The sequence below is a fragment of the Kribbella sp. NBC_00359 genome (assembly GCF_036097425.1).
In the GTDB taxonomy this organism is placed as follows: Bacteria; Actinomycetota; Actinomycetes; order Propionibacteriales; family Kribbellaceae; genus Kribbella.
The window spans coordinates 3,145,724-3,166,147 of record NZ_CP107975.1; the positions used below are offsets into that span (position 1 = coordinate 3,145,724).

At 67.8% G+C, this 20,424-nt stretch carries 18 protein-coding genes; 11 read left to right on the forward strand and 7 right to left on the reverse strand.

From position 1 onward, the window contains the following. Window positions 1-42 precede the first annotated feature (42 nt). Window positions 43-474: a GNAT family N-acetyltransferase gene (locus OG876_RS15435; RefSeq protein WP_328525542.1), complete on the forward strand. Its 432-nt coding sequence runs from the start codon at window positions 43-45 to the stop codon at window positions 472-474. On the opposite strand, the gene OG876_RS15440 is transcribed toward OG876_RS15435, so the two are convergent. Beyond that, complete coding sequence (locus tag OG876_RS15440) at window positions 471-815, reverse strand: YciI family protein (protein WP_328525543.1); 345 nt, start codon at window positions 813-815, stop codon at window positions 471-473. The genes OG876_RS15435 and OG876_RS15440 overlap by 4 nt on opposite strands. 165 nt (window positions 816-980) lie before the next feature. Beyond that, the gene (locus tag OG876_RS15445) at window positions 981-1,931 is read right to left on the reverse strand and encodes an aldo/keto reductase (protein ID WP_328525544.1); all 951 of its coding nucleotides are present in this window, start codon (window positions 1,929-1,931) and stop codon (window positions 981-983) included. Between the two features lie 72 nt (window positions 1,932-2,003). Here OG876_RS15445 and OG876_RS15450 point away from each other — a divergent pair, with 72 nt between their 5' ends. Further along, complete coding sequence (locus OG876_RS15450) at window positions 2,004-2,573, forward strand: TIGR03086 family metal-binding protein (protein WP_328525545.1); 570 nt, start codon at window positions 2,004-2,006, stop codon at window positions 2,571-2,573. Here OG876_RS15450 and OG876_RS15455 read toward each other — a convergent pair. Together OG876_RS15455 and OG876_RS15460 are read right to left on the reverse strand one after the other, a co-directional pair. Beyond that, window positions 2,544-3,710 (reverse strand): hypothetical protein, encoded by a 1,167-nt coding sequence (locus tag OG876_RS15455; RefSeq protein WP_328526913.1) that lies wholly within the window; start codon window positions 3,708-3,710, stop codon window positions 2,544-2,546. The genes OG876_RS15450 and OG876_RS15455 overlap by 30 nt on opposite strands. Next, window positions 3,694-4,743, reverse strand: coding sequence for a glycosyltransferase (locus OG876_RS15460; protein ID WP_328525546.1), 1,050 nt, complete (start codon window positions 4,741-4,743; stop codon window positions 3,694-3,696). The genes OG876_RS15455 and OG876_RS15460 overlap by 17 nt, the downstream gene beginning before the upstream one ends. Window positions 4,744-5,391: 648 nt before the next feature. Between OG876_RS15460 and OG876_RS15465 the strand changes: the two genes are divergently transcribed. Together OG876_RS15465 and OG876_RS15470 are read left to right on the forward strand one after the other, a co-directional pair. Next, window positions 5,392-5,841: a GNAT family N-acetyltransferase gene (locus OG876_RS15465; RefSeq protein ID WP_328525547.1), complete on the forward strand. Its 450-nt coding sequence runs from the start codon at window positions 5,392-5,394 to the stop codon at window positions 5,839-5,841. Window positions 5,842-6,558: 717 nt separating this feature from the next. Continuing rightward, the gene (locus OG876_RS15470; RefSeq protein WP_328525548.1) at window positions 6,559-9,369 is read left to right on the forward strand and encodes a S8 family serine peptidase; all 2,811 of its coding nucleotides are present in this window, start codon (window positions 6,559-6,561) and stop codon (window positions 9,367-9,369) included. Here OG876_RS15470 and OG876_RS15475 read toward each other — a convergent pair. Further along, entirely contained in the window at window positions 9,362-10,531 is a 1,170-nt protein-coding gene (locus tag OG876_RS15475) for a PrsW family intramembrane metalloprotease (protein ID WP_328525549.1), read from the reverse strand. The genes OG876_RS15470 and OG876_RS15475 overlap by 8 nt on opposite strands. Beyond that, the gene (locus OG876_RS15480) at window positions 10,528-11,169 is read right to left on the reverse strand and encodes a hypothetical protein (protein ID WP_328525550.1); all 642 of its coding nucleotides are present in this window, start codon (window positions 11,167-11,169) and stop codon (window positions 10,528-10,530) included. Before OG876_RS15480 ends, OG876_RS15475 begins: the two co-directional genes overlap by 4 nt. Window positions 11,170-11,285: 116 nt before the next feature. On the opposite strand from OG876_RS15480, the gene OG876_RS15485 reads away from it, so the two are divergent. Both OG876_RS15485 and OG876_RS15490 read left to right on the forward strand, forming a co-directional pair. Continuing rightward, window positions 11,286-11,849 carry a TetR/AcrR family transcriptional regulator gene (locus tag OG876_RS15485; RefSeq protein ID WP_328525551.1) on the forward strand — a complete coding sequence of 188 codons (564 nt, stop codon included), beginning with the start codon at window positions 11,286-11,288 and terminating at the stop codon, window positions 11,847-11,849. Then, a complete protein-coding gene (locus OG876_RS15490) occupies window positions 11,846-12,703 on the forward strand; it encodes an LLM class F420-dependent oxidoreductase (protein ID WP_328525552.1) in 858 nt (285 codons plus the stop codon). The genes OG876_RS15485 and OG876_RS15490 overlap by 4 nt, the downstream gene beginning before the upstream one ends. Here OG876_RS15490 and OG876_RS15495 read toward each other — a convergent pair. After that, window positions 12,696-13,709 (reverse strand): LacI family DNA-binding transcriptional regulator, encoded by a 1,014-nt coding sequence (locus tag OG876_RS15495; protein ID WP_328525553.1) that lies wholly within the window; start codon window positions 13,707-13,709, stop codon window positions 12,696-12,698. The two genes, OG876_RS15490 and OG876_RS15495, sit on opposite strands and share 8 nt — an antisense overlap. A 155-nt stretch (window positions 13,710-13,864) precedes the next feature. Here OG876_RS15495 and OG876_RS15500 point away from each other — a divergent pair, with 155 nt between their 5' ends. The 5 genes from OG876_RS15500 to OG876_RS15520 are packed head-to-tail and all read left to right on the forward strand — an operon-like array spanning window position 13,865 to window position 20,418. Continuing rightward, window positions 13,865-15,166, forward strand: coding sequence for an ABC transporter substrate-binding protein (locus tag OG876_RS15500; protein WP_328525554.1), 1,302 nt, complete (start codon window positions 13,865-13,867; stop codon window positions 15,164-15,166). A 5-nt stretch (window positions 15,167-15,171) separates the two neighbouring features. Beyond that, on the forward strand, window positions 15,172-16,107 hold the full coding sequence (locus OG876_RS15505) for a carbohydrate ABC transporter permease (RefSeq protein WP_328525555.1): 936 nt from the start codon (window positions 15,172-15,174) through the stop codon (window positions 16,105-16,107). Next, window positions 16,104-16,919 carry a carbohydrate ABC transporter permease gene (locus tag OG876_RS15510; RefSeq protein WP_328525556.1) on the forward strand — a complete coding sequence of 272 codons (816 nt, stop codon included), beginning with the start codon at window positions 16,104-16,106 and terminating at the stop codon, window positions 16,917-16,919. The genes OG876_RS15505 and OG876_RS15510 overlap by 4 nt, the downstream gene beginning before the upstream one ends. After that, entirely contained in the window at window positions 16,916-18,379 is a 1,464-nt protein-coding gene (locus OG876_RS15515; protein ID WP_328525557.1) for a hypothetical protein, read from the forward strand. Before OG876_RS15510 ends, OG876_RS15515 begins: the two co-directional genes overlap by 4 nt. Continuing rightward, complete coding sequence (locus OG876_RS15520; RefSeq protein ID WP_328525558.1) at window positions 18,376-20,418, forward strand: alpha-amylase family protein; 2,043 nt, start codon at window positions 18,376-18,378, stop codon at window positions 20,416-20,418. Before OG876_RS15515 ends, OG876_RS15520 begins: the two co-directional genes overlap by 4 nt. Window positions 20,419-20,424 lie beyond the last annotated feature (6 nt).

The following is a 20,424-nucleotide window of genomic DNA, read 5'->3' on the forward strand; positions in this document are numbered from 1 at the left end:
TTCAGCTGACAGCCCGGCGGCGCCGGTGCGACGGTGGGCGGCATGGAGATCAGCGGCATCGCGCCGGACGAGTACGACCGGGCGGCGGAGTTGTGGGAGGCGTCCGTCCGGGCGACGCACGACTTCGTCACCGAGGCGGACCTGGACGTGTTCCGGCCGCTGGTGCGGGCGTCGTTCGGAGAGATCGAGCACCTGGCCGGACTGCGGGCGGATGACGGGCTGCTGATCGGATTCATCGGGGTGGCCGAGGGCAACGTCGAGATGCTCTTCCTGGATCCGGCGTACCGCGCGAGGGGTGGCGGGAGCATGTTGCTCACGCACGCCTTCCAGACCTTCGACGCCACGTCGGTCGACGTCAACGAGCAGAACCCGCAGGCCACCGGGTTCTACCTGCACCACGGCTTCCGGGTCGTCGGCCGGAGCGAGACGGACTCGACCAACAGGCCTTACCCGATCCTGCACCTGAAGCTCTAGCCTGCGATCTCCAGGATGTCGATCGGCGTGTTCGGGTCGGCCTCGGCGAAGCGGAGGGCCCACTGGACCGCTTCCTCCTTGGAGTCGACGCGGATGATCGAGACGCCCGCGACCAGCTCCTTGGTCTCGGCGAACGGGCCGTCGAGCACGCGCGGCTCACCCGGAGCCGGGAACGTGATCCGCGCTCCGCGCGAGCTCGGCATCAAGCCCTCACCGAGCAGCAGCACGCCCGCCTGACGCATCTCCTCGAGCACCGCGTCCGCCCGCGCCAGCATCTCCGGGTCCGGCGGGTTGCCCGCCTCCAGGTTGTCGTTGGTCTTGTGAAGCAGCATGTACCTCATACGCCTGACCCTAGACCGTGTCTGATGGTCCCGCGCCTACTGCGCGGCACTCGGCACGGCACCTCGCCGCACTGGAGCAAAGGCCACGATAGAACCACATCGAGGCCTTCGCTCCAGCACGCCGAGCTACCGCACCGAGCACCTGCTCGCTACGGCGCGAGACCATCAGACACGGCCTAGTGCCGCCCAGAACGGCTTGGGGATCTCGTGGTCGAGCCACGCCGCGGCTTCGGTGATCTCCCGCGGGCTCCGCGCCCCGACCACCACGGCCGGTACGGCGGGATGCGTGAGCGGGAACTGGAGTGCGGCGGCCAGCAGCGGTACGTCGTACGCACGACAGAGGTCGCGGAGTCCGTCGATCCGCCGGAGCAGGGTGGGCGGGACCCGCGCGTACCCATGCGGCGCACCCGCCGCGGTGTCGGCCAGGACGCCACCCTGGAACACGCCGGCCGCGAGTACGGCGACGCCGAGCTTCTCGCACAGCGGCAGCAGTTCGTCCGCGCCGGACTGGTCGAGCAAGGTGAACCGGCCGGCGAGCAGGATGCAGTCGGGTCCGATCGGGCCGGTCTCGCGAAGGAACCGGGCGGCGACGTCTGCGTGGTTGACGCCGAGGGAGATGGCGCGGATCGTGCCGCGGCCACGGAGCTCGGTCAGCGCTCGCAGCGCCTCGGTCGAGGCGGTCAGGTAGTCGAGCTCCGGGTCGTGGATGTGCAGGATGTCGATCCGGTCGATGCCCATCCGCTCCAGGCTGGCCTCGAACGAGCGGAGCACCGCGCCGTACGAATAGTCGAGCCGGGGACCGAGGCCGGCCGGCGGCTCGGCCCAGATCGGCTGGATGTCCGGGCCGCCGGGCTCGATCAACCGGCCGACCTTGCTGCACAGCACGAACTCCGCGCGCGGGCGCCCGCGGAGCGCGAGCCCGGCCCGCTGCTCCGAGAGTCCGTAGCCGTAGACCGGCGCGGTGTCGAACAGCCGGACGCCGAGCTCCCAGGCGCGGTCGATGGTCGCGACCGCCTGCGCCTGCGGTACGGCGGAGAACATTCCGCCGATCGACGCGAGCCCCAACCCCAGTCTGCTCACCGTCAAACCGGTCCGCCCGAGCTCCACCATCCGCATGCCGCCGACCCTAGGAGCGACCGCCGACAGTTCGGTCTTCCGCGCCGGGGTCCGGGGCGGGCAAGATGCGGTATGGGTGAGATCGCGGAGCGGTACCGACGCCGGGCCGAGGCGTTCGAGCGGAAGGTCGCGGCGGTGGAGCCGGACCAGTGGGACAACCAGTCGCCATGCGCCAAGTGGACCGCCCGGGACGTGGTCGAGCACATCGTGACGATGCACGGCGTCATGCTGCAGCCGGTCGCCCGCAAGCTCGAGCCGTCCGACGACCCGCTGACCGCGTTCCAGGAGGCGCGTGCCGCGGTCGAGGACGTGCTCGACGACCCGATCCTCGCGCTCACCGAGACCGACTCCCCGAGCGGCCCGCTGACGGCCGAGCGGCACATCGACCAAGTCGTTTCCGACGACCTCGTCCTGCACGGCTGGGACCTGGCCCGGGCGACCGGCCAGGACGAGACGATGGACCACGCCGACGTCGAACGCCTCTGGGCGACCGCGGTGGCGATCCCGCCGGACGTCATGGAGAAGTTCCGCACCCCGGGAGCCTTCGGCGAAGGCATCGAGGTCTACGGGCCTGAGGTGCCGGTCCCCTCGGACGCGCCGCTCCAGGACCGGCTACTGGGGCTGATCGGCCGTCAGCCGTAGCAGGTTACTCGGGGCGTAGTACGTCGCAGGCTCTATGCACAACGGCGCACTGGTCAGTTGCTTCGGCCTGGTCATGAGAAGTGCATGGCCCTGCGCGATGGCCGGTTCCAGGTACTCGTGCCCGGGCAGGTTCGCGACGGCGGTCCGGCAGCCGAGGGCCATCCCCTCGAACAGTGCGGTCGTCGAGACGCCGACCTGGTAGGTGGCCGAGGCCAGCAGGTCCAGCGTGCTGCCATCGGTGGACAGCTGCACACTGGCCGGGATCGTGTAGTCCGACGCGCGCTCGCTTGGATGGAGGCGGTACAGGACCTCCAGACTGGGATGCTCCTTCGCTACAGATTCGGCGACGTGGAGGAGTTCGGCGCCGATCGTGCCCTGCGACAGGAAGACGACGCGGCCGGGATCCTTCGGGCCCGCTGTTGGGAGGAAAGGAGCGCCGACCACCGCGGTCTTCATGCCGGCGGGCAGGTCGGCGACGTTCGTCCAGTACGACCCGAAGCACCACAGCTCGTCCGGCTGGTCCGCGACCACCGGACGGCCCGGGTAGCTGTAGCCCAGGTGGAACGGGCTGATCGCGCCGTGCTGCAGCTCGACCACGCGGATCCCGAGGTCGCGCGCGGCGCCGACGATGTGCTGGTGGAAGTACGCGACGACCACGTAGACCGTCTTGATCCGGTGGCGTCGCAGCAGCGCGCGGTACAGCGCGCGCAGCCGGAGATGCTTGGGGACCTCGCGAGCGAGCAGAGCACCTACAGGCACCGAGACACCGGTCAGTTTATGCAGTGCTGTCGCGATGCCATGGTCGTCCAGTTGGCGCTGGTGTACCGCTCCGGCGGCGGAGGTGAAGAAATCCAGGTTCTTGCTGCCGGTCAGCGGGATCCCGTTGATCCCCGAGTCGAGGATCAGCGCTGACGGGCCGAGGGCGGCGCGGAGTTCGTCGGTGTAGATCTCGACACCGCTCGGTTTCCGCGGATGCGGTACGACGAGAGCGTCGTACCGGCCGAAGAACGGGTTGCGGGTGGCCACGCCGCTCACGTGCTTGGCGACGAGTGCGGCCTTGTCGTACGGCGAACGTCGTACCGGATGGGGTGCGCCGTGGATGCCGCTGCGGCGGGTCAGCTCATGGAAGACGCGCATCCGGATGATCGGCCACGGATGCGCGTCCCGGATCCGCCAGTCGAGCAGACTCAGGTCCCGCTCCACCTGCCAGATCGCCCGGCACAGGCTCGCCACCGTCGGCGCCGTGCCGTTCCCGGTACTCGTCATGGTTGATCCCCACTATCCCTGCGAGACTGCCGACGCCGGAGAAGAACCGGCGGACCGCCTTCAGCAGGTGCGTCTTCCGGCCGAGCAGCAGCCCGGCGAGGGCGAACCCGATCGCCGAGACCACCCGGGCCGAAGCATAGGCCAGCACCAGGACGTAGCTGATCGCGCCCGGGCGGATCAGCAGCCGGCTGATCGTGTCCCCGCTGCCGGACCGGAAGGCACGCCGTACCAGCCAGCGCAGCGTGGTCCGTCCGACCGGCACCTCCTCGGCGATGCACGCCTCCTCGCACCAGACGATCCGGAACCCGGCCCGATGCACCCGGAGGAAGAAGTGCAGGTCGCTGGAGCCGGTATAGCGGAACGCGGGATGGAAGCCGGGCGTGACCGCGTGGTAGACCCGCCGGCTGACCAGGGTGTTGTTCGTGTACGCCTTGCGCAGTTCCTCGCCGGTGATGTGCTTCCCGGTCGAGTCGTGGACGTCGCTGTAGTGGTTCCAGGGCGGGGCGCCGGGCGGCAGGTGGCCCTTGACCGGCCCGGTGACAACGTCGGCACCGGTCGACTCCCAGGCCGTCAGCAGGGTTGTGAGCCAACCGGGTGGCGCGACCTCGTCGTCGTCCACGAAGACCAGGGCGTCGTCGTTCCAGCACAGCTCGACCGACCGCTCCCGCGCGAACGGGATCCCCGGCTCCGGTTCCACCACCGATTCGATCGCGTACGGCGTACCCGCCCCGAACTCCTCCAGGACCCGTTTGGCCGACCCCTCCGCGTCGTTGTCGACCACCACGATCCGGATCGCGTAATCCCCATCCTCCGGCAGCTCCTGGGCCTGCAGGCTGGTGAGGAGCGCGTGCAACAGAGCAGGTCGCCTAAACGTGATTACCGCAATGGCGACACTGGTGCTCATGGCGCCCGAGACTATCGGTCCCGCCCAACCACCGCCCATCCGCCAAGGCGTCTAAAGGCTGTGAGACACGCCCAAACGACACCGCTGCGCGGCGACAGTTCTTGCAGGCCGCCTCCGGCGGCTGCCGCAAACCGCTGGCCCGGTCCAGCGTGCTCGGATGTGATCACGCGCAGGGACACCGCTGCGCGGCGGCAGTTCTTGTGGCCGCCTTCGGCGGCTGCCGTGGGCTGGGGACACGGATTGATGTGGTGGGCGCGGGTCGGCTGTGATCACGGGCAAGGACGCGGCCCTCGGCCGGCGCTGTCTTCTGGACGCCACCGGCGGCTACCGCGGGCTGGTGACCGGGTCCGGCGTGTTTGGCCGGGTCGGATGTGGTCACGCGCAAGAGGACGCCGCTGCGCGGCGGGCAGTTCTTGTAGGCCGCCTCCCGGCGGCTGCGGCGGACTGGTGAGATGTGTGGGTTCGGTCGGCGGGATGGAGGTGATCACACGCGGAGGGCGCCGGTGCGCGGCGGCAGTTCTTGTCGGCGGTTTGCGGGTGCGGAGGTGAATTCTGTGGCCTTGGCTGTCGGGCGACGCAATCATGTTCTGGCGGCGCGGTTGGGTTGACGCCTGGCGCAGCGCACGCGGTGGCGAGGGAGGGAGTGCGGTGCGGGAATTCGAGCTTCGAGTGGCTACGGCCGACGACCGGGACTTTCTGTATGACCTACATCGTCGGTCGTTGGGTGATGCCATCGAGGCGACCTGGGGGCCGTGGGACGACGAGGTGCAGCGGCAGTTTCATCGCGACTGGTTCGATCCTGAACAGGTGGAGATCGTCCTGATCGACGGTCGGCCGGTGGGGATGATTCAGGCTGACTCGACCGCGCTCGACACGTTCTATATCTCGAGGATCGAGATCGACCCAGACCTGCAGAACCGTGGTGTCGGCACCGCACTGATGCAGCATCTGGTGGAGCGTGCCCGACAGTCGGGCGCGCAGGCAGTCGAGCTGCACGTCCTCGAGTTGAACCGTGCTCGCGAACTCTACGAGCGACTCGGCTTCCGAGTCGTCGCCAAAGAACCACCAAAACTCCGGATGCGTCTCGCGCTGCCCTGACTGACGCCTGGTGCGGTCGGTTGGCCGCATGGATGTGATCGCCAACGAGTCGACATGCGGCGTGTCAGGTGTGGAGGCGGGTTAGTTCTTGCGGGCGTGGGTGACCGCTGCGGTTTCGGTGCCGTTGGCGCGGGCGATTTTGCGGGCCCGCGCAACAGCGTGCGGCCTCGGGGCGCAGAGGTGCAGCACCTCCCTCGGCCGAGACAGGGTTTGGGCTCTGCTGCCACGCGCCGTCGGCATCGGTCACTTTGTGCACGAGATCCGTTCGGCGTAGGCCTCGGCGTACGGATCTGGTGCACAAAGTCGATCCTGGCCGTCGTCCACGGCTCCGGTCCGCCGCGCGAGGACAGCGCGGGTTGGGTTCGGATCTGCGGGGCGGATCTGTGCCACTCACCATGCAGGCACCGCTCTGGCTGGTCACGCTCAGACCTGGGCTGGTGATGACGTGGCGGTGGGGTTGGTCAGTGCCTCAGGTCCACACCAGCAACGCTCCGGGCAAACCGGCCTCAACAGCGCAAGGACCGCTCACCCACGGAAACGACAAAGAGCCGGGTTTGGATGGGGCGTAACGCTGAGGGTGGTTTGGGCGATTTAGGGGCGGGCCGGCTCTCGGTCCTTCCGCCCGCGAGGCTCCTGGGGGTCCCGTTGTTGTCGCGTTCTGCTTGGTTGGTGCGGCTGGCTGTGCCTGCAGCTTTGGTCGCTGGGGGTTTGGTTGTTGTGACCGGCTCGTCCGGGTCCGCTGCCGAGCCTGGGCCGTATCGTCCGCCGTTCGGCGCTCACCACAAGTCTGCGAAGGCCGAGTTCGAGCCGAACGCGGTGATGGTGAAGTTCAAGAAGAAGGCCACGTCCTCGGCCCGGAAGGCCGCGGTCTCCAAGGTCGGTGCGACCACCGAGGATTCCGTCACCTCGAACGTCGTGAAGATCAAGGGTGACCTGTCGGCGCCTGAGCTGCTGAAGAAGGTCAAGGCCGACCCGGCGGTCGAGCTCGCCTCGCTGAACTACAAGCGCCACATCGCCGCCGTACCGAACGACGAGTATTACGGCACCGACCAGCAGACCTACCTCAACACCGTGCGGATGCCGCAGGCCTGGGACCTGTCCAAGTCGACCGGCAGCCAGATCGTCGCCGTCCTCGACACCGGCGTCGACGCCGGTCACCCCGACTTGGCCGGCCACCTGGTACCGGGCTACAACGCGGTCTCGAGCACCCGGCCGAACCCGGTCGACGACAACGGCCACGGCACCATGACGCTCGGCATCATCGCCGCAGGCGCGAACAACGGCATCGGCATCGCCGGTGTCGGCTGGAACGTCAAGGCGATGCCGGTCAAGGTCCTGGACGCGAACGGCGACGGGTACGACGCAGACATCGCCGAAGGCATCGACTGGGCCGTCGCCCATGGTGCCAACGTGATCAACATGTCTCTCGGCGGCCCCGGTGACAACCCGGTCCTGCACAACGCGGTGATCAACGCGGTGAACCACGGAGTCGTCGTGGTGGTTGCGGCCGGCAACGACGGCACCGCCGCGATGCAGTACCCGGCGTCGTACCCCGAAGCGATCGCCGTCGCGGCGACGAACGCCGGCGGCGTGCTGACCGACTTCAGCTCGTACGGCGACTGGGTCGACGTCGCGGCTCCGGGCTGGGACATCCTCAGCACCGGCTCCCGGGCGCTGACTCCGGCAGGCTACGAGCCGTACTGGTACTGCACCGGCACCTCCTGCTCGGCGCCGATCGTCACCGCGATCGCGGCCTTGGTGAAGAACAAGTGGCCGTCGTTCACTCCGGCGCAGGTCGCGCAGCGGCTCGAGGGCCTGGCGCGGGACGCGGGTCCGCGCGGCATCGACCGGTACTACGGACACGGCATCGTCGACGCGTACGCCGCTCTCGGCGGCAAGACGACGACCGACTTCCCGGTTCTCGCACCGGACGGCAACGACCAGCCCGCCCGCGCGGTCCCGCTGTCGCCGGGCACGATCAGCGCAACGATCAACACCGAGGGCGAGGTCGACTGGTACCGGGTACCGCCGACCGCGTCGCGCACACTCCAGTTGATCCTCACCGGCCCCGAGTTCAACGAGGACAAGTATTCGGTGAACTTCGGCCCGCGGGTCGAGGTGTACGACGCGAACCTGAACGGGCTCGGCTCGGCCGTCAAGGCGTACCCGGACATCGACGCGGGCACCGGGCGGCCGATCTGGGGCGCGCAGGTGGCCAAGACCACGGTGACGGCGCCGGCCGGCGAGGTCTTCATTGCCGTGCGCAACGACAACGGCTCCCGGGATACCCGGCCGTACACCCTGAGCTACGGCGAGGGCGGCACCGTCAACCCGGGTGTCGTTCCGCCGGCCTATCAGATCCGCAACGTCGGTCCTGACGACAACCGCCTCGAGGTCAGCGTGTCCACGACGCCGATGGTCACGTTCGCCCAGGACATGGACGCGTTCTCGATCGGCCCCAACACCGTGCGGCTGCTGAACGGAAAGACCGGCGCGGTGGTGCCGACCACGCTCGGCGCGTACGACGCGAGCACCCGGTCGGTGGTCATCACTCCGACCGCGCCAATGCTCGACGGTACGCCGTACCGGATCGACGTGAACGGCGTTCGGCATGCCGGCGCCGACGTGAACCTGATGCCGTGGAGCAGCGTCTTCCTCACGTCCGACGAGCCACCGAAGAAGCTGACCACCTTCACCGGCAGCGGCGCGTACCTGGCGGCCGCCCTGGCGTGGACGATTCCGCCGACGCCGGACCTCGAGCAGGTGATCGTACGGCGCATCACCGGAGGCAAGGCGCCGACGCTGACGACCGGGACGCTCGTCTACGCGCGCACCGGGACCGCGGTGAAGGACACCGGGCTGGCGCAGGGGACGACGTACACGTATGCCGCCTGGGCCAAGGATCGCGCCGGCCACTACAGCATGCCCGCGGTCAAGTCGTTGCTCGGGATGAAGTCCGGGATCAGCACGACGTCGACGCTGGTCAACTACGGCGGCTCGATCACGATCAAGGGCAGCACGTTGCGGATCGACAATCTGGCGTACGCCGGTCTGCCGGTCAACGTCTATGTGCGACCGAAGAACGTCTCCACGTTCAAGCTGCTGGCTGCGCTCAAGACATCGTCGACCGGGACCCTCTCGGTGGTCGACAAGCCGGCCGTCTCGTCGGTGTACATGCTCACGTTCCCCGGCAGCGCGGATCTGATGGGCACCCGCACCGCCGACATCACGGTGCAGGTGGCTCCGACGATCTCGGCGACCCTCGCACCGGCCGCGATCAAGCTGGGCACGACCACTGCGTTCAGCGGGTACGTCGCTCCCGGACACGCGGGGCAGACTGTCTATCTGCAGCAGTACGGCAGCAGGGTCTGGAAGTCGATCGCCTCGGTCAAGCTCAGCACCTCGGGCAAGTACGCCTTCGGTATCAAGCCGGCGGTCCGGGGGCAGATCGCCTACCGAGTCTGGTTCCCGGCCGACGCCGACCATGCTCAGGCCTACACGGTGAACAAGATCGTCACCGTCAGCTGAGCGGGCGGTCGGGTGAGGTCTGGAGGCGTTGGAGTTCTTGCCGGGCGTGGGCGACGGGTGGGGTTTCGGTGCCGTTGGCTCGGGCGATTTCTCGGGCCAGGTCCTGGGCGGCTTCGAGGCGGTGGCGGGCCTTGGCTCGGCTGTGGAGGTGCTTGCGGTACTTCTTCCGGTCCTTGCGAAGGCCGCTGACCGCGTCGAGGAGGGCGGGGTCGACGACGCCGGCCTCGACCTCGGGGCCGAGGAGATCCCGCATCCAGCGGCGTTCCTGGCCGGCGGCGTGCCGCAGGACGTAGAAGAGCGCCACGAGTTCGACGGCAGCGATCGCGAACGGCAGCACGGCCGCGGCGGCGGTGCCGCCGCCGAGGGCGTTCATGTCGTCCCAGGCGAAGTGGAACACCATCGCCATCAGCATGGTCAGCACGCCCCTGAGCACCTTGCGTTCACCGGGGGTACGGCCGAGGACCCACATCAGTCCGGCGCAGAAGATCGCGCTGAACAGGGCGTGCGACACGATCCCGGCGGCGCCGCGGACCACGAACACCCGCAACGACGAGCCCAGTTGGTCCACGCCGTACAGCTGGGTGGCGCCGTTGTAGACGTACAAGACGTCCTCGAACACCTGGAACCCCAGGCCGATGAAGGCTCCGATGATGAAGCCGTCGTACGCACTGCGCACCAGGCGGGGCGCCAGACCGATGAGGAGGACCAGGCCGATCGCCTTGCCCCACTCCTCGTTGATCGGCGCGGTCAGACCGGCACCCCAGTCGGACGCGAACGACGTGCCGCCGATCTTGGCCCAGATCGCGAGCAACGCGGCGTTGGCGGGCAGCGCGATCCAGAACGTGGCGGCGACGCCGCCCCAGACGAAGGCGGCCGCCAGGAGCCCGGCCGGCTGCGAGGTGTAGCGGTTGTGATGCCGCAGGAGCAGCAGCCAGGGCACGAGATAGAGACCGAACAGTACGACGCCTCCCGCGAGCGCCGGCGTATAGAACGTGGCGCCGGGACCGAAGTACCGCAGCATCGTCAGCGCGCCGCCGCCCACGCCCAGCAGGTAGACCCAGAAGGCGACGTTGTCCGGGCGCAGGAACCGGAACGGCGCACCCCAGCCCGACTCCTCGATCGCGCGAAGCTGCGCTGTCTTCTCCTCGGGTACGACGCTCATTGCGCCACCCCCGGGGTGATGCTCCGCAGCAGCGCGCCGACGTCGTCCTGGTAGCGCTCGAACTGACCCGACGCGGTCCGGACCCGGACGAGCAAAGCCGGTGCGGAGTCCACCGCTTGCGTCGTGCCGGTGGCCATCTTGAACGCCACGTCGATGCCGTCGCCGCTGGGTCCGGTGTGGCTCTGCACGACCCCGACCAGCCCGGCATCGGTGGTGAGCGTCCCGCGCGCTCCGGTGACGCCCGGCGTGTCGCTCTCGGACAGCTCGACCTGATCGAGGAATCCGGTCGCGCTCCCGTCGTACGACGTGCCACGCAGCTCGATCGTCGCGCCGCCGGAGGCCAGCAGGATCTGCAGGTTGGTCGCGGTCGCGCCGGCTCCACCGGTCAACGTCCCACTCTCCAACTGCCAGCCGACCGGCGGCACCGCCGTTGCGCCGCCGCCGAGATCCAGGACCTGTCCGGCCCGGATCTCGTTGTGCCACGGGATGGCCGCGTTCAACGCCTGCAGACCGTAGATCAGCAGCAACGCCACCGCCAGCGCGGTGAATCCCGCCTTGAACGTACGCCGGTCGAGTCCGAGGAACCGGTCCTCGACCGGCACCCACTCCCGCGGGGCTTCCTCCCTGCTCACGACCATCGAGGCTCCATTCGCCTGAGCGGCACGGACTGGGCGGCGTATCCGGACACTCTAGGCGCAATGGCCCACACCTGTTCGGGACGAGCGGCCGTGTACCTGTGGGTACAGTTGGTCGGGTGGAGACGGTCGAGCGGTTGATTCGCAGTACTCAGGAATTGTTGTGGGAGCGGGGGTATGTCGGGACCTCGCCGAAGGCGATCCAGCGGGCCGCGGACGCGGGGCAGGGGAGCATGTATCACCACTTCGCGGGGAAGGCGGAGTTGGCGAAGGCGGCGATCGAGCGGTCCAGCGCCGAGTTGCGGGAGGCTGCTGAGGAGCAGTTCAGCGGCCCGGGGTCGGCGACGGAGAAGATCAGCGGCTATCTCGAGCGGGAGCGGGAGGTACTGCGGGGGTGCCGGATCGGGCGGTTGACGGCGGATCCGGAGGTGATGGCGGACCCGGAGTTGCGGGCGCCGATCGACGAGACGTTCACTTGGCTGCGCACCCGGCTGGCCGAGGTCGTTGCTGAGGGCAAGCGTGCGGGGGAGTATCCGGAGTCGCTGGATGCCGAGGAGACGGCTGCGACGATCGCCGCTGTGTTGCAGGGTGGGTACGTGCTGGCTCGGGCGGCAGGGTCGGTCGAGCCGTTCGAGTTGGCTGTGCGGGGATTGATCAACTTGTTGCCGGAGGGTGCGAAGTGAAGATCGGTGCCGTGTTCCCGCAGCTCGAGATCGGAGCGGATCCGCGGGTCGTGCGGGAGTGGACCACCTCCGTCGAGGCGGCCGGGTACAACCATGTGGTCGCCTATGACCACGTTCTCGGTGCGGATCCCACGAATCGGCCGGGATGGACCGGATACACCGACAAGTCCTTGTTTCATGAGGTTTTCGTGCTGTTCGGGTACATGGCGGCGATCACGACCGAGCTCGAGCTGGTGACTGGTGTGCTGGTGCTGCCGCAGCGGCAGACGGCACTCGTGGCGAAGCAGGCGGCCGAGATCGACGTGCTGAGTGGCGGTCGGCTGCGGCTCGGCGTCGGCATCGGGTGGAACCACGTCGAGTACGACGCGCTCGGGGTGCCGTTCGAGAAGCGGGGTGCACGGCTGACCCAGCAGGTCGAGTTGTTGCGGAAGTTGTGGGCCGAGCCGGTCATTTCGTACGACGGCACGTTCGACCGGGTCGAGGAAGCTGGGTTGAATCCGTTGCCCGGCAGGGAGATCCCGATCTGGTTCGGTGGCGGTGCGGACGCCGTACTGCGTCGTACCGGACGGATCGGCGACGGCTGGATGCCGACGAGTCCGCCCGACGACAAGGCTCGTGCGCAGCTGGAGACGATCCGGGAAGCCGCTGCCCAGGCCGGACGTGATCCGGCCGCGATCGGTATCGAGGCCCGGCTCACGCTCGGCGCCGTACCCGAGCAGGACTGGCGAGCTTTCGCCGACGGCTGGCGCGACCTCGGTGCGACCCACTTCGGCGTCAACACCATGAACATGGGTCTGTCCAAGCCCGAGGATCACGCCGAAGTGCTGCGCGAGGTCCTTCCCAAGCTCAGCTAGACCACGGGGTATTCGCGGTCGAGCCGCGGATGATCAGCGGGCAGGGGAGGGTGACGGTCTCGGTGGGCCGGTCGGGGTCTTCGATGCGTTGGCGGAGAAGGTTCACGCCGGTCTCGACGATGGCGTGGACCGGTTGCTCGACCGAGGTGAGGTCGAAGGATTCCCAGGCGGCGAGTTCGGTGTTGTCGAAGCCGATCACCCAGACGTCGTCGGGGACCCGGACGCCGAGTGCGCGTGCGCCGTCGAGAATGCCGAAGGCGAGTAGGTCGGTGACGGTGTAGATCGCGGTCGGCGGGTTCTTCCGGGACAGCAGCTTCTGCGCCGCGGCGTGCCCGTCCGCGTGGGGTACGCCGACCGGGACGACGTTGCCGGCCTTGATCTCGACGCCGGCGTCGGCGAGTGCGGCCCGGAAGCCGAGGTCGCGGTCGCGGGACGTGTTCCCGGTGTGGGTCAGCGTGACCAGGCCGATGTCGGTGTGCCCGGCTTCGACCAGATACCGGCCGGCGTCGTAGGCGCCCTGCCAGTTGTCGCCGACGACCTGGTCGCAGTCGAGACCGTCGATGCCGCGGTGCAACAGCACGGTCGGCGTCCCGGAGGAGAGTGCCATCGTGTGCAGCTTCGAGTCGTACGTCGCCGACGTGAGCAGGAACCCGTCGACCAGGCGCTGCTGCAGCACGCCGGCGATCGTGTCCTCGGGGTCGTGCTCGATGTTCCACAGGATCATGTGCTGGCCGACCGAGCTGAGCACCCGGCCGATCTCGTCCAGCAGTTCGGCGTGGAACGGGCTCGTCACCCGGGTCATGAACACGCCGATGGTGTCGGTCCGGCCGGTCTTCATCGCCCGGGCCAGCGCGTTCGGGATGTAGTTGGCGTCCTTCAGCACCTGCAACACCCGGGCCCGGGTCTCCGGGTTGACCTTCGGGTTGTTGGTCAGCACCCGTGAAACCGTCGCCTGGGACACCCCTGCCAGCCGCGCCAGATCCCGGCTCGTCGGTGGTCGCACCATGATCCGCCCTCCCCTCGTTCTTCGGATCCGAAACCTACTGAGCTCGGAGCCGAACCCTACTGAAGAGTGTCGCTCCCCGCCGTTGACCTCAGCCAGAGAGCATTGTATACGTATTCATTGTATACGTATTCATCTCTAGCGGATGGGAGATTCCGGTGCAGACATTCCCCTCCAACCTGAGCCGCCGCAGGTTTCTCGCCGGACTGACGGGAATTGCGGCCGGTGGTGCGCTGGCCGGCTGCGGTGGCAACGGCAACGCAAGTGGTGGTGGCAAGAAAGGCCTGACCTTCTTGAACTGGGAGCAGGTCAAGGGCAACCCGCTCGAGCAGGCGATCCAGGCGTTCGAGAAGGAGTCCGGTACGTCGGTCACCGTGCAGCCCGCGGTCACCCAGGAGTACGACACCAAGATGCGCACGCTGATCGCGGGTGGCAGCCCGCCGGACGTGATGCGGATCAACGACGACTTCGTCCGCGGCTTCTCCCAGCAGGGAGCGCTGCTCGACCTGAAGCCGTACATCGAGAAGGACAAGCTCGACACGTCGCAGTTCGCCAAGGAGACGTACGAGTTCCCCAAGCAGCCGGACGGTTCGCACACCGCCTGGGTGCTCGGCTACCAACCCCGGCTGATCTTCTACAACGTCGATCTGTTCAAGAAGGCCGGCGTACCGCTGCCCCCGACGACCTGGTCGTCGACCGGGTGGACCTGGGCCGATTTCACCGAGAAGGCGAAGAAGCTCACCGACCCGGCCAACAAGCAGTACGGCGCTCTGGTCTACCTGGACACCGGCTACGAGCAGACGTTCACGGTCAACCACGGCAGTGAGACCGGGATCTTCTCCGCCGACGGCACCCAGTTCACGCTGCCCGGCACGAAGGAGGCCGAGGCGCTGCAGTGGGCGACCGACCTGACCTGCAAGGACAAGGTGCAGCCACCGTGGTCCGCGCTGCAGCAGGACAACGTGCAGAACCAGATGTTCGCCCAGGGCAAGATCGCGATGATGTTCGCGACCTTCGGCACCGTGCCGTACCTGCGGACCGCGGTCAAGGACTTCACCTGGGACGTCGCTCCACCGCCTGGTGACGTGGAGCAGAAGACCGAGTCCAGCGTGATCGTGTTCTGCGTCCCGAAGAAGGCGAAGAACCCCGACCAGGCCTGGGACCTGCTCAAGTACCTGGCCAGTGAAGACGGCGGCAAGATCCTGCTGCAGGGCGGCGCCTTCACACCGATCAACCTCAAGGCCGCGGCCGGGCTGGCGCCGAACGGAAAGGCGCCGGCGCACATCGGGCTGTTCGCCGAGGCGGCCAAGCACCTGACCGCGACCAACCAGACCAAGAACACCATCGGCGCCCGCGAGCTGTACCGGCCCGCGCTGGACACGGCCTACAACTGCGAGAAGCCGGTCGGTGACGTTCTCCAAGGGGTCAAATCACAGGTGGAGAACGCCTTGAAGGGTTGATGTCGATGGCAACCATCACGATGGCGCGCGAGACCTCGAGCGCGGTCAACACAACCGATGTACGCCGGGCCCGCCGTAAGCAGAATCTCACCGGCTGGCTGTTCATCAGCCCGATCGTGGTCGGGGTGGTGGCGTTCCAGTTCTTCCCGATCCTGGTCTCGATCGTCGCGTCGCTGACCGACTGGAACGGCATCTCGGCGCCGAAGTTCGTCGGCCTGAAGAACTTCTCCGAGATGTTCACCGACGATCCGTTGTTCCTGCAGACGTTCAAGAACACGGTCTACTTCACCCTGGCGACCATCCCGCTGACGATCGGCATCGGCCTGGTCCTGGCGTTGCTGTGCGCCCGTCCGATCCGTGGCGTCGCGTTCTTCCGGACGGCGTACTTCGCGCCCTACGTGACGAACGTGGTGGCGATCGGGTTCGTCTGGTTCTGGTTCTTCCAGCCGGACAACGGCGTGATCAACGGATTGCTGAACCAGCTCGGGATCCACGGCCCGCAGTGGCTGTCGAGCTCGAGCTGGGCGATGCCGGCCGTGATCATGGTCAGCGTCTGGCAGGGGATCGGGTACCCGATGATCATCCTGCTGGCGGGACTGCAGGGCCTGCCGAGCGAGTTCTTCGAGTCCGCGAAGATCGACGGCGCCGGAGCATGGCAGCGGCTGCGGTTCATCACGCTGCCACTGCTGACGCCGCACTTCCTGTTCCTGCTGATCACGCAGTTCATCTCGTCGTTCCAGGTCTTCGGCCTGATCTACGTGATGACCAAGGGCGGGCCCGGCCACGCCACCAGCGTCTACATCTACAACATCTATCAGAACGCGTTCAGCTACGGGAAGATCGGCTACGCCTCGGCGATGGCGTGGATCCTGTTCGCGGTGATCGCGGCCGTCACCTTCCTGCAGTGGAAGCTGCAGAAGAGGTGGGTGTTCTACTCATGAGAATCGTCGGAAAGACTTCGCAGTACGTCGTGATGGCGCTGTTCGCGGTGGCGTTCCTGGCGCCGCTGGTGTGGATGATCAGCGCCTCACTGCGGCCCGAGGCGAAGGTGCTGTCGGTGCCGCCGAAGTTCCTGCCCACGGACACGCAGTGGGACAACTACCGGCAGGTGTTCGACCTGATCCCGATGTTCCTCTGGAACAGCGTGAAACTCGCCGGGCTGAACGTGATCGGCATCCTGATCGTCGCGTCGATGGCCGGGTACGCGTTCGCGCGGCTGCGGTTCGCCGGCCGGGACCTCGCGTTCATGGTGCTGCTGGCCACCTCGATCATCCCGGGGATCGCGTACCTGATCCCGCAGTACATCGTCTTCCAGCACATCGGCTGGGTGGACACGCAGTACCCGCTGTGGGTGCCGAAGGTGCTCACACCGGTGTTCGCGACCTTTCTCATGAGGCAGTCGTTCCTCACGATTCCGAACGAACTGGAGGACGCCGGCAAGATCGACGGCGCCTCCACGTTCGGCATCTACTGGCGGATCATGCTGCCGCAGACCAAACCGGCGCTGGCCGCGATCGGGGTCTTCACGTTCCTCGAGTCGTGGAACGACCTGTTCGGTCCGCTGATCTACATCACATCCGAGAACCTGCAGACGCTACCGGTGGCGCTGGCCCAGTTCCAGGGCGAGTACTTCACCCAGATCAGTCTGCTGATGTGCGGTGCGACGATCTCCGTCGTACCGGTGATCGCCGTCTTCCTCTTTGCACAGCGCTATTTCATCCAAGGCATCACGATGACAGGAATGAAGGGGTGAGCACCGTGCCGGACCGGCTCGTTGCCATGCAGATCGGAGCGGTTTCGTTCGTCGACGAAGGCGTCGACCAGACACTCGACATCCTGGCTGACCGCGGCGCGGTGAACGCGCTGTTCCTGGCCACGCCGACCTGGACCCGGGGGACCGGCGGCCGGCAGATCCCCGGGCACCCGATCCCCGACCACGGCGGATCCGAGTACGACCTCGGCTGGGTCGGCGGCAACTATGCGACGCCGCACCCGCAGTACTACGGCAACACCGCACTCGGCGCGGTCGGCCGGGCGCCGGAACACCCGGAGCTGGACCTGCTGGCCGAGGTCGTGCCGAAGGCCCGCGAGCGCGGCATCCAGTCGTTCGCCTGGATGGAGGAGAGCGGCGGCGCCCGCGAGCTGCGGACCTACCCGAACTTCGCCAAGGTGCTCGAGGTGGACGCGTGGGGGCGGCCGGGCCGCCGGCCGTGCTTCAACAACCCGGACTACCGCAACTGGCACCTCGGGTTCGTCGAGGACTACGTGCAGAGCTACGAACTCGACGGACTGGCGTGGTGCTCGGAGCGGCCCGGTCCGTTGAACATGCTGATGCAGGGCACGGTCGACGTGTCGGAGATCGGCTGCTTCTGCCCGCACTGCCGGCAGATCGCCCGCGAGCGTGGGATCGACGTCGACCGCGCGATGCGCGGCTACCGTGAGCTGGTCGAGTGGAACCAGCGCGTCGGCGCCGGCGAGCGTCCGGTCGACGGTGCGTTCGTCACGTTCTGGCGGATCCTGCTGAACTACCCCGAGGTGCTGGCCTGGCAGACACTGTGGACCGAGAGCCAGCGGCAGCTGTACCGCGACATCTACGGTGTCGCCAAAGCGATCTCGCCCGAGGTGCAGGTCGGCTGGCACGTCTACCACAACATCTCGTTCAGCCCGTTCTACCGTGCTGACCAGGACTACACCGAGATGGCGAAGTTCTCCGACTTCATCAAGGTGGTCATCTACAACAACTGCGCCGGGCCGCGGTTCTTCACCTGGGTCAAGAGCATCTGCGGCGCGCTGTTCGGCGACGCGGAGCCCGATGACGTCTACCCGTTGATGATGAAGCTGCTGCAGCTCGACGAAGGCGCGTACGAGAAGCTGCCGCAGAACGGCTTCAGCTCCGACTACGTCCGCCGCGAGACCGCGCGGGCCGTCGCCGGGGTCGGCGGGCAGAGCAAGATCTACCCGGGCATCGACATCGACATCCCGGTCGGTGTGGCCAAGCAGCGCGGACTCGAGAAGCCCCGCGACGTCGGGACGAAGATCAACTGGGACGACAACGAGGGTGAGCTCACCGCGTGCACGCGTGAGTCCGTCCGGGACGCCACGCTGGCCGCGTTCGAGGGCGGCGCGGAGGGCGTCGTACTGAGTCGCAAGTACTCCGAGATGCTGCTGGAGAACGTCTCCGGCGCGGGCGACGCGATCCGGAGCCTGAAGTGAAACCTTGGTACCAGAGAACTCTGCGCTGGGCACAGACCAATCTGACCGAGAAGGACCCGGCCCGGTACGACGCCGATTGGTGGCGCGACCACTGGCGTCGTACCAAGGTGCAAGGGGTGATCGTCAACGCCGGCGGGATCGTTGCCTACTATCCCAGCAAGTTCGAGCTCCAGCACCGGGCCGAGTTCCTCGGCGATCGGGACCTGTACGGCGAGATCGCCGCGCTGGCCAAGGAGGACGGGCTGACCGTGCTGGCCCGGATGGACTCCAACCGGGCCCACCAGCCCCTGTACGACGCGCATCCGGACTGGTTCGCGATCGATGCCGACGGCAACCCGTACCGGGCCGGGAAGATGTACGTCGCCTGTGTCACCGGGCCGTACTACCGGGACTTCCTGACCGGGATCCTCGAGGAGATCATCGAGCGCAGCGCGCCGGACGGGCTCACCGACAACAGCTGGAGCGGTCTCGGCCGGGACCAGATCTGCTACTGCCCGAACTGCCGGGACAGCTTCGGCCAGGAGCTCCCGCCACGCGTCGACTGGGCGGATCCGGTGTACCGGCAATGGATCCGCTGGAGTTACGACCAGCGGCTCGCCGTGTGGGACCTGAACAACGAGGTGACCCGGCGCGCGGGCGGTCCGGACTGCCTGTGGATCGGCATGAACGGCGGCGATGTCGTTGCCCAGAGCAAGCGGCTTCGGGACGACGTGGAGATCTGCAAACGCGCCTCGATCTTCATGCTCGACTCCCAGTGGCGGCACGACGAGTCCGGCTTCCAGGCGAACGCGGACACCGGCAAGCGGCTGCACGGCCTGCTCGGCTGGGACACGCTGATCCCGGAGAGCACCGCGATGTACGACGCCGGCGTGCCGACCTTCCGGCTCGGGAGCAAGCCCGAGCCGGAGGCGCGGATGTGGGCGCTCGAGGGGTTCGCCGGCGGCATCCAGCCGTGGTGGCATCACATCGGGTCCGTGCACGAGGACCGGCGGCAGTACGCGACGGCCCAGCCGCTGTTCGAGTGGCATGCGCAGCACGAGGACTACCTGATCAACCGCGAGCCGGTCGCCACGGTCGGGCTGCTCTGGAGTCAGCGCAGTGTGGACTTCCACGGCAAGGACGATCCGCAGACGACGAGTCTGCTGCCCTATCGCGGGTGGGTGGACGCGCTGATCCGGGCCCGGATCCCCTACCTGCCGATCCACGAGATCGACCAGCGGCTGGCGGTGATCATCGTCCCGAACGTGGGCGTCCTCACCGATGCACAGTCCGAGGCGTTGACGGCGTACGTCGAAGCCGGCGGGCGGCTCGTGGTCACCGGGGAGTCGGGTCTGTACGACGAGTGGGGTGATCGGCGGGACGAGTCGGCGCTCGCCGGGCTGCTCGGAGTGCGTCACCAGGGCAAGCGGCTGGAGGCGGGGCAGGTCGACTGGGAGACGTACGGCGCGCACAGCTATCTGCGGATCGAGGATCGGGGGATCGCAGACGGTTTCGGGGACACCGACCTGCTGCCGTTCGGCGGGCAGTTGGAGGTGGTCGAGGCCTCGGGTGCCGCGGTGACCTATGTGCCGCCGTTCCCGATCTATCCGCCGGAGCTGTCGTGGATGGCCGAGCCGCGGACCGACGTACCCGTGGTGGTGCTCGGCGAGCGGACGGCGTACCTGGCAGCCGACCTGGACCGGCTGTACGCGCAGTATCACCACCCTGACCACGGACGGCTGCTGGCGAACCTCGTCCGCCGGGCGGCCGACGGCGACATCCCGTTGCAGGCGGACGGGGCCGGCGTACTCGACTGTCAGGTCTATCGACAGGGCGACGCGGTGGTGCTGCACCTCGTCAACCTCGACCAGGGCGGTGCCTGGCGCGGGCGGGTGGAGGAGTTCACGCCCTCCGGCCCGTTCACCGTCCGGCTCAAGGCGAGCGGCCGGCGGGCGCGGTTCCTGGTCGCCGGCGGGGAGGCGGAGGTGAACGAGCGGGACGGCTGGATTACGGTCGAGGTGGCGCGAATCGCCGATCACGAGGTCGTGGTTGTGGAGTGAGAGGGA

Excerpts from the sequence above, each read along its gene's own strand:
- OG876_RS15435 (WP_328525542.1), top strand. The coding sequence starts at position 43 with ATGGAGATCAGCGGCATCGCGCCGGACGAGTACGACCGGGCGGCGGAG.
- OG876_RS15440 (WP_328525543.1), bottom strand. The coding sequence starts at position 815 with ATGAGGTACATGCTGCTTCACAAGACCAACGACAACCTGGAGGCGGGC.
- OG876_RS15445 (WP_328525544.1), bottom strand. The coding sequence starts at position 1,931 with ATGCGGATGGTGGAGCTCGGGCGGACCGGTTTGACGGTGAGCAGACTG.
- OG876_RS15450 (WP_328525545.1), top strand. The coding sequence starts at position 2,004 with ATGGGTGAGATCGCGGAGCGGTACCGACGCCGGGCCGAGGCGTTCGAG.
- OG876_RS15455 (WP_328526913.1), bottom strand. The coding sequence starts at position 3,710 with ATGCGCGTCTTCCATGAGCTGACCCGCCGCAGCGGCATCCACGGCGCA.
- OG876_RS15460 (WP_328525546.1), bottom strand. The coding sequence starts at position 4,743 with ATGAGCACCAGTGTCGCCATTGCGGTAATCACGTTTAGGCGACCTGCT.
- OG876_RS15475 (WP_328525549.1), bottom strand. The coding sequence starts at position 10,531 with ATGAGCGTCGTACCCGAGGAGAAGACAGCGCAGCTTCGCGCGATCGAG.
- OG876_RS15480 (WP_328525550.1), bottom strand. The coding sequence starts at position 11,169 with ATGGTCGTGAGCAGGGAGGAAGCCCCGCGGGAGTGGGTGCCGGTCGAG.
- OG876_RS15495 (WP_328525553.1), bottom strand. The coding sequence starts at position 13,709 with ATGGTGCGACCACCGACGAGCCGGGATCTGGCGCGGCTGGCAGGGGTG.
- OG876_RS15505 (WP_328525555.1), top strand. The coding sequence starts at position 15,172 with ATGGCAACCATCACGATGGCGCGCGAGACCTCGAGCGCGGTCAACACA.
- OG876_RS15510 (WP_328525556.1), top strand. The coding sequence starts at position 16,104 with ATGAGAATCGTCGGAAAGACTTCGCAGTACGTCGTGATGGCGCTGTTC.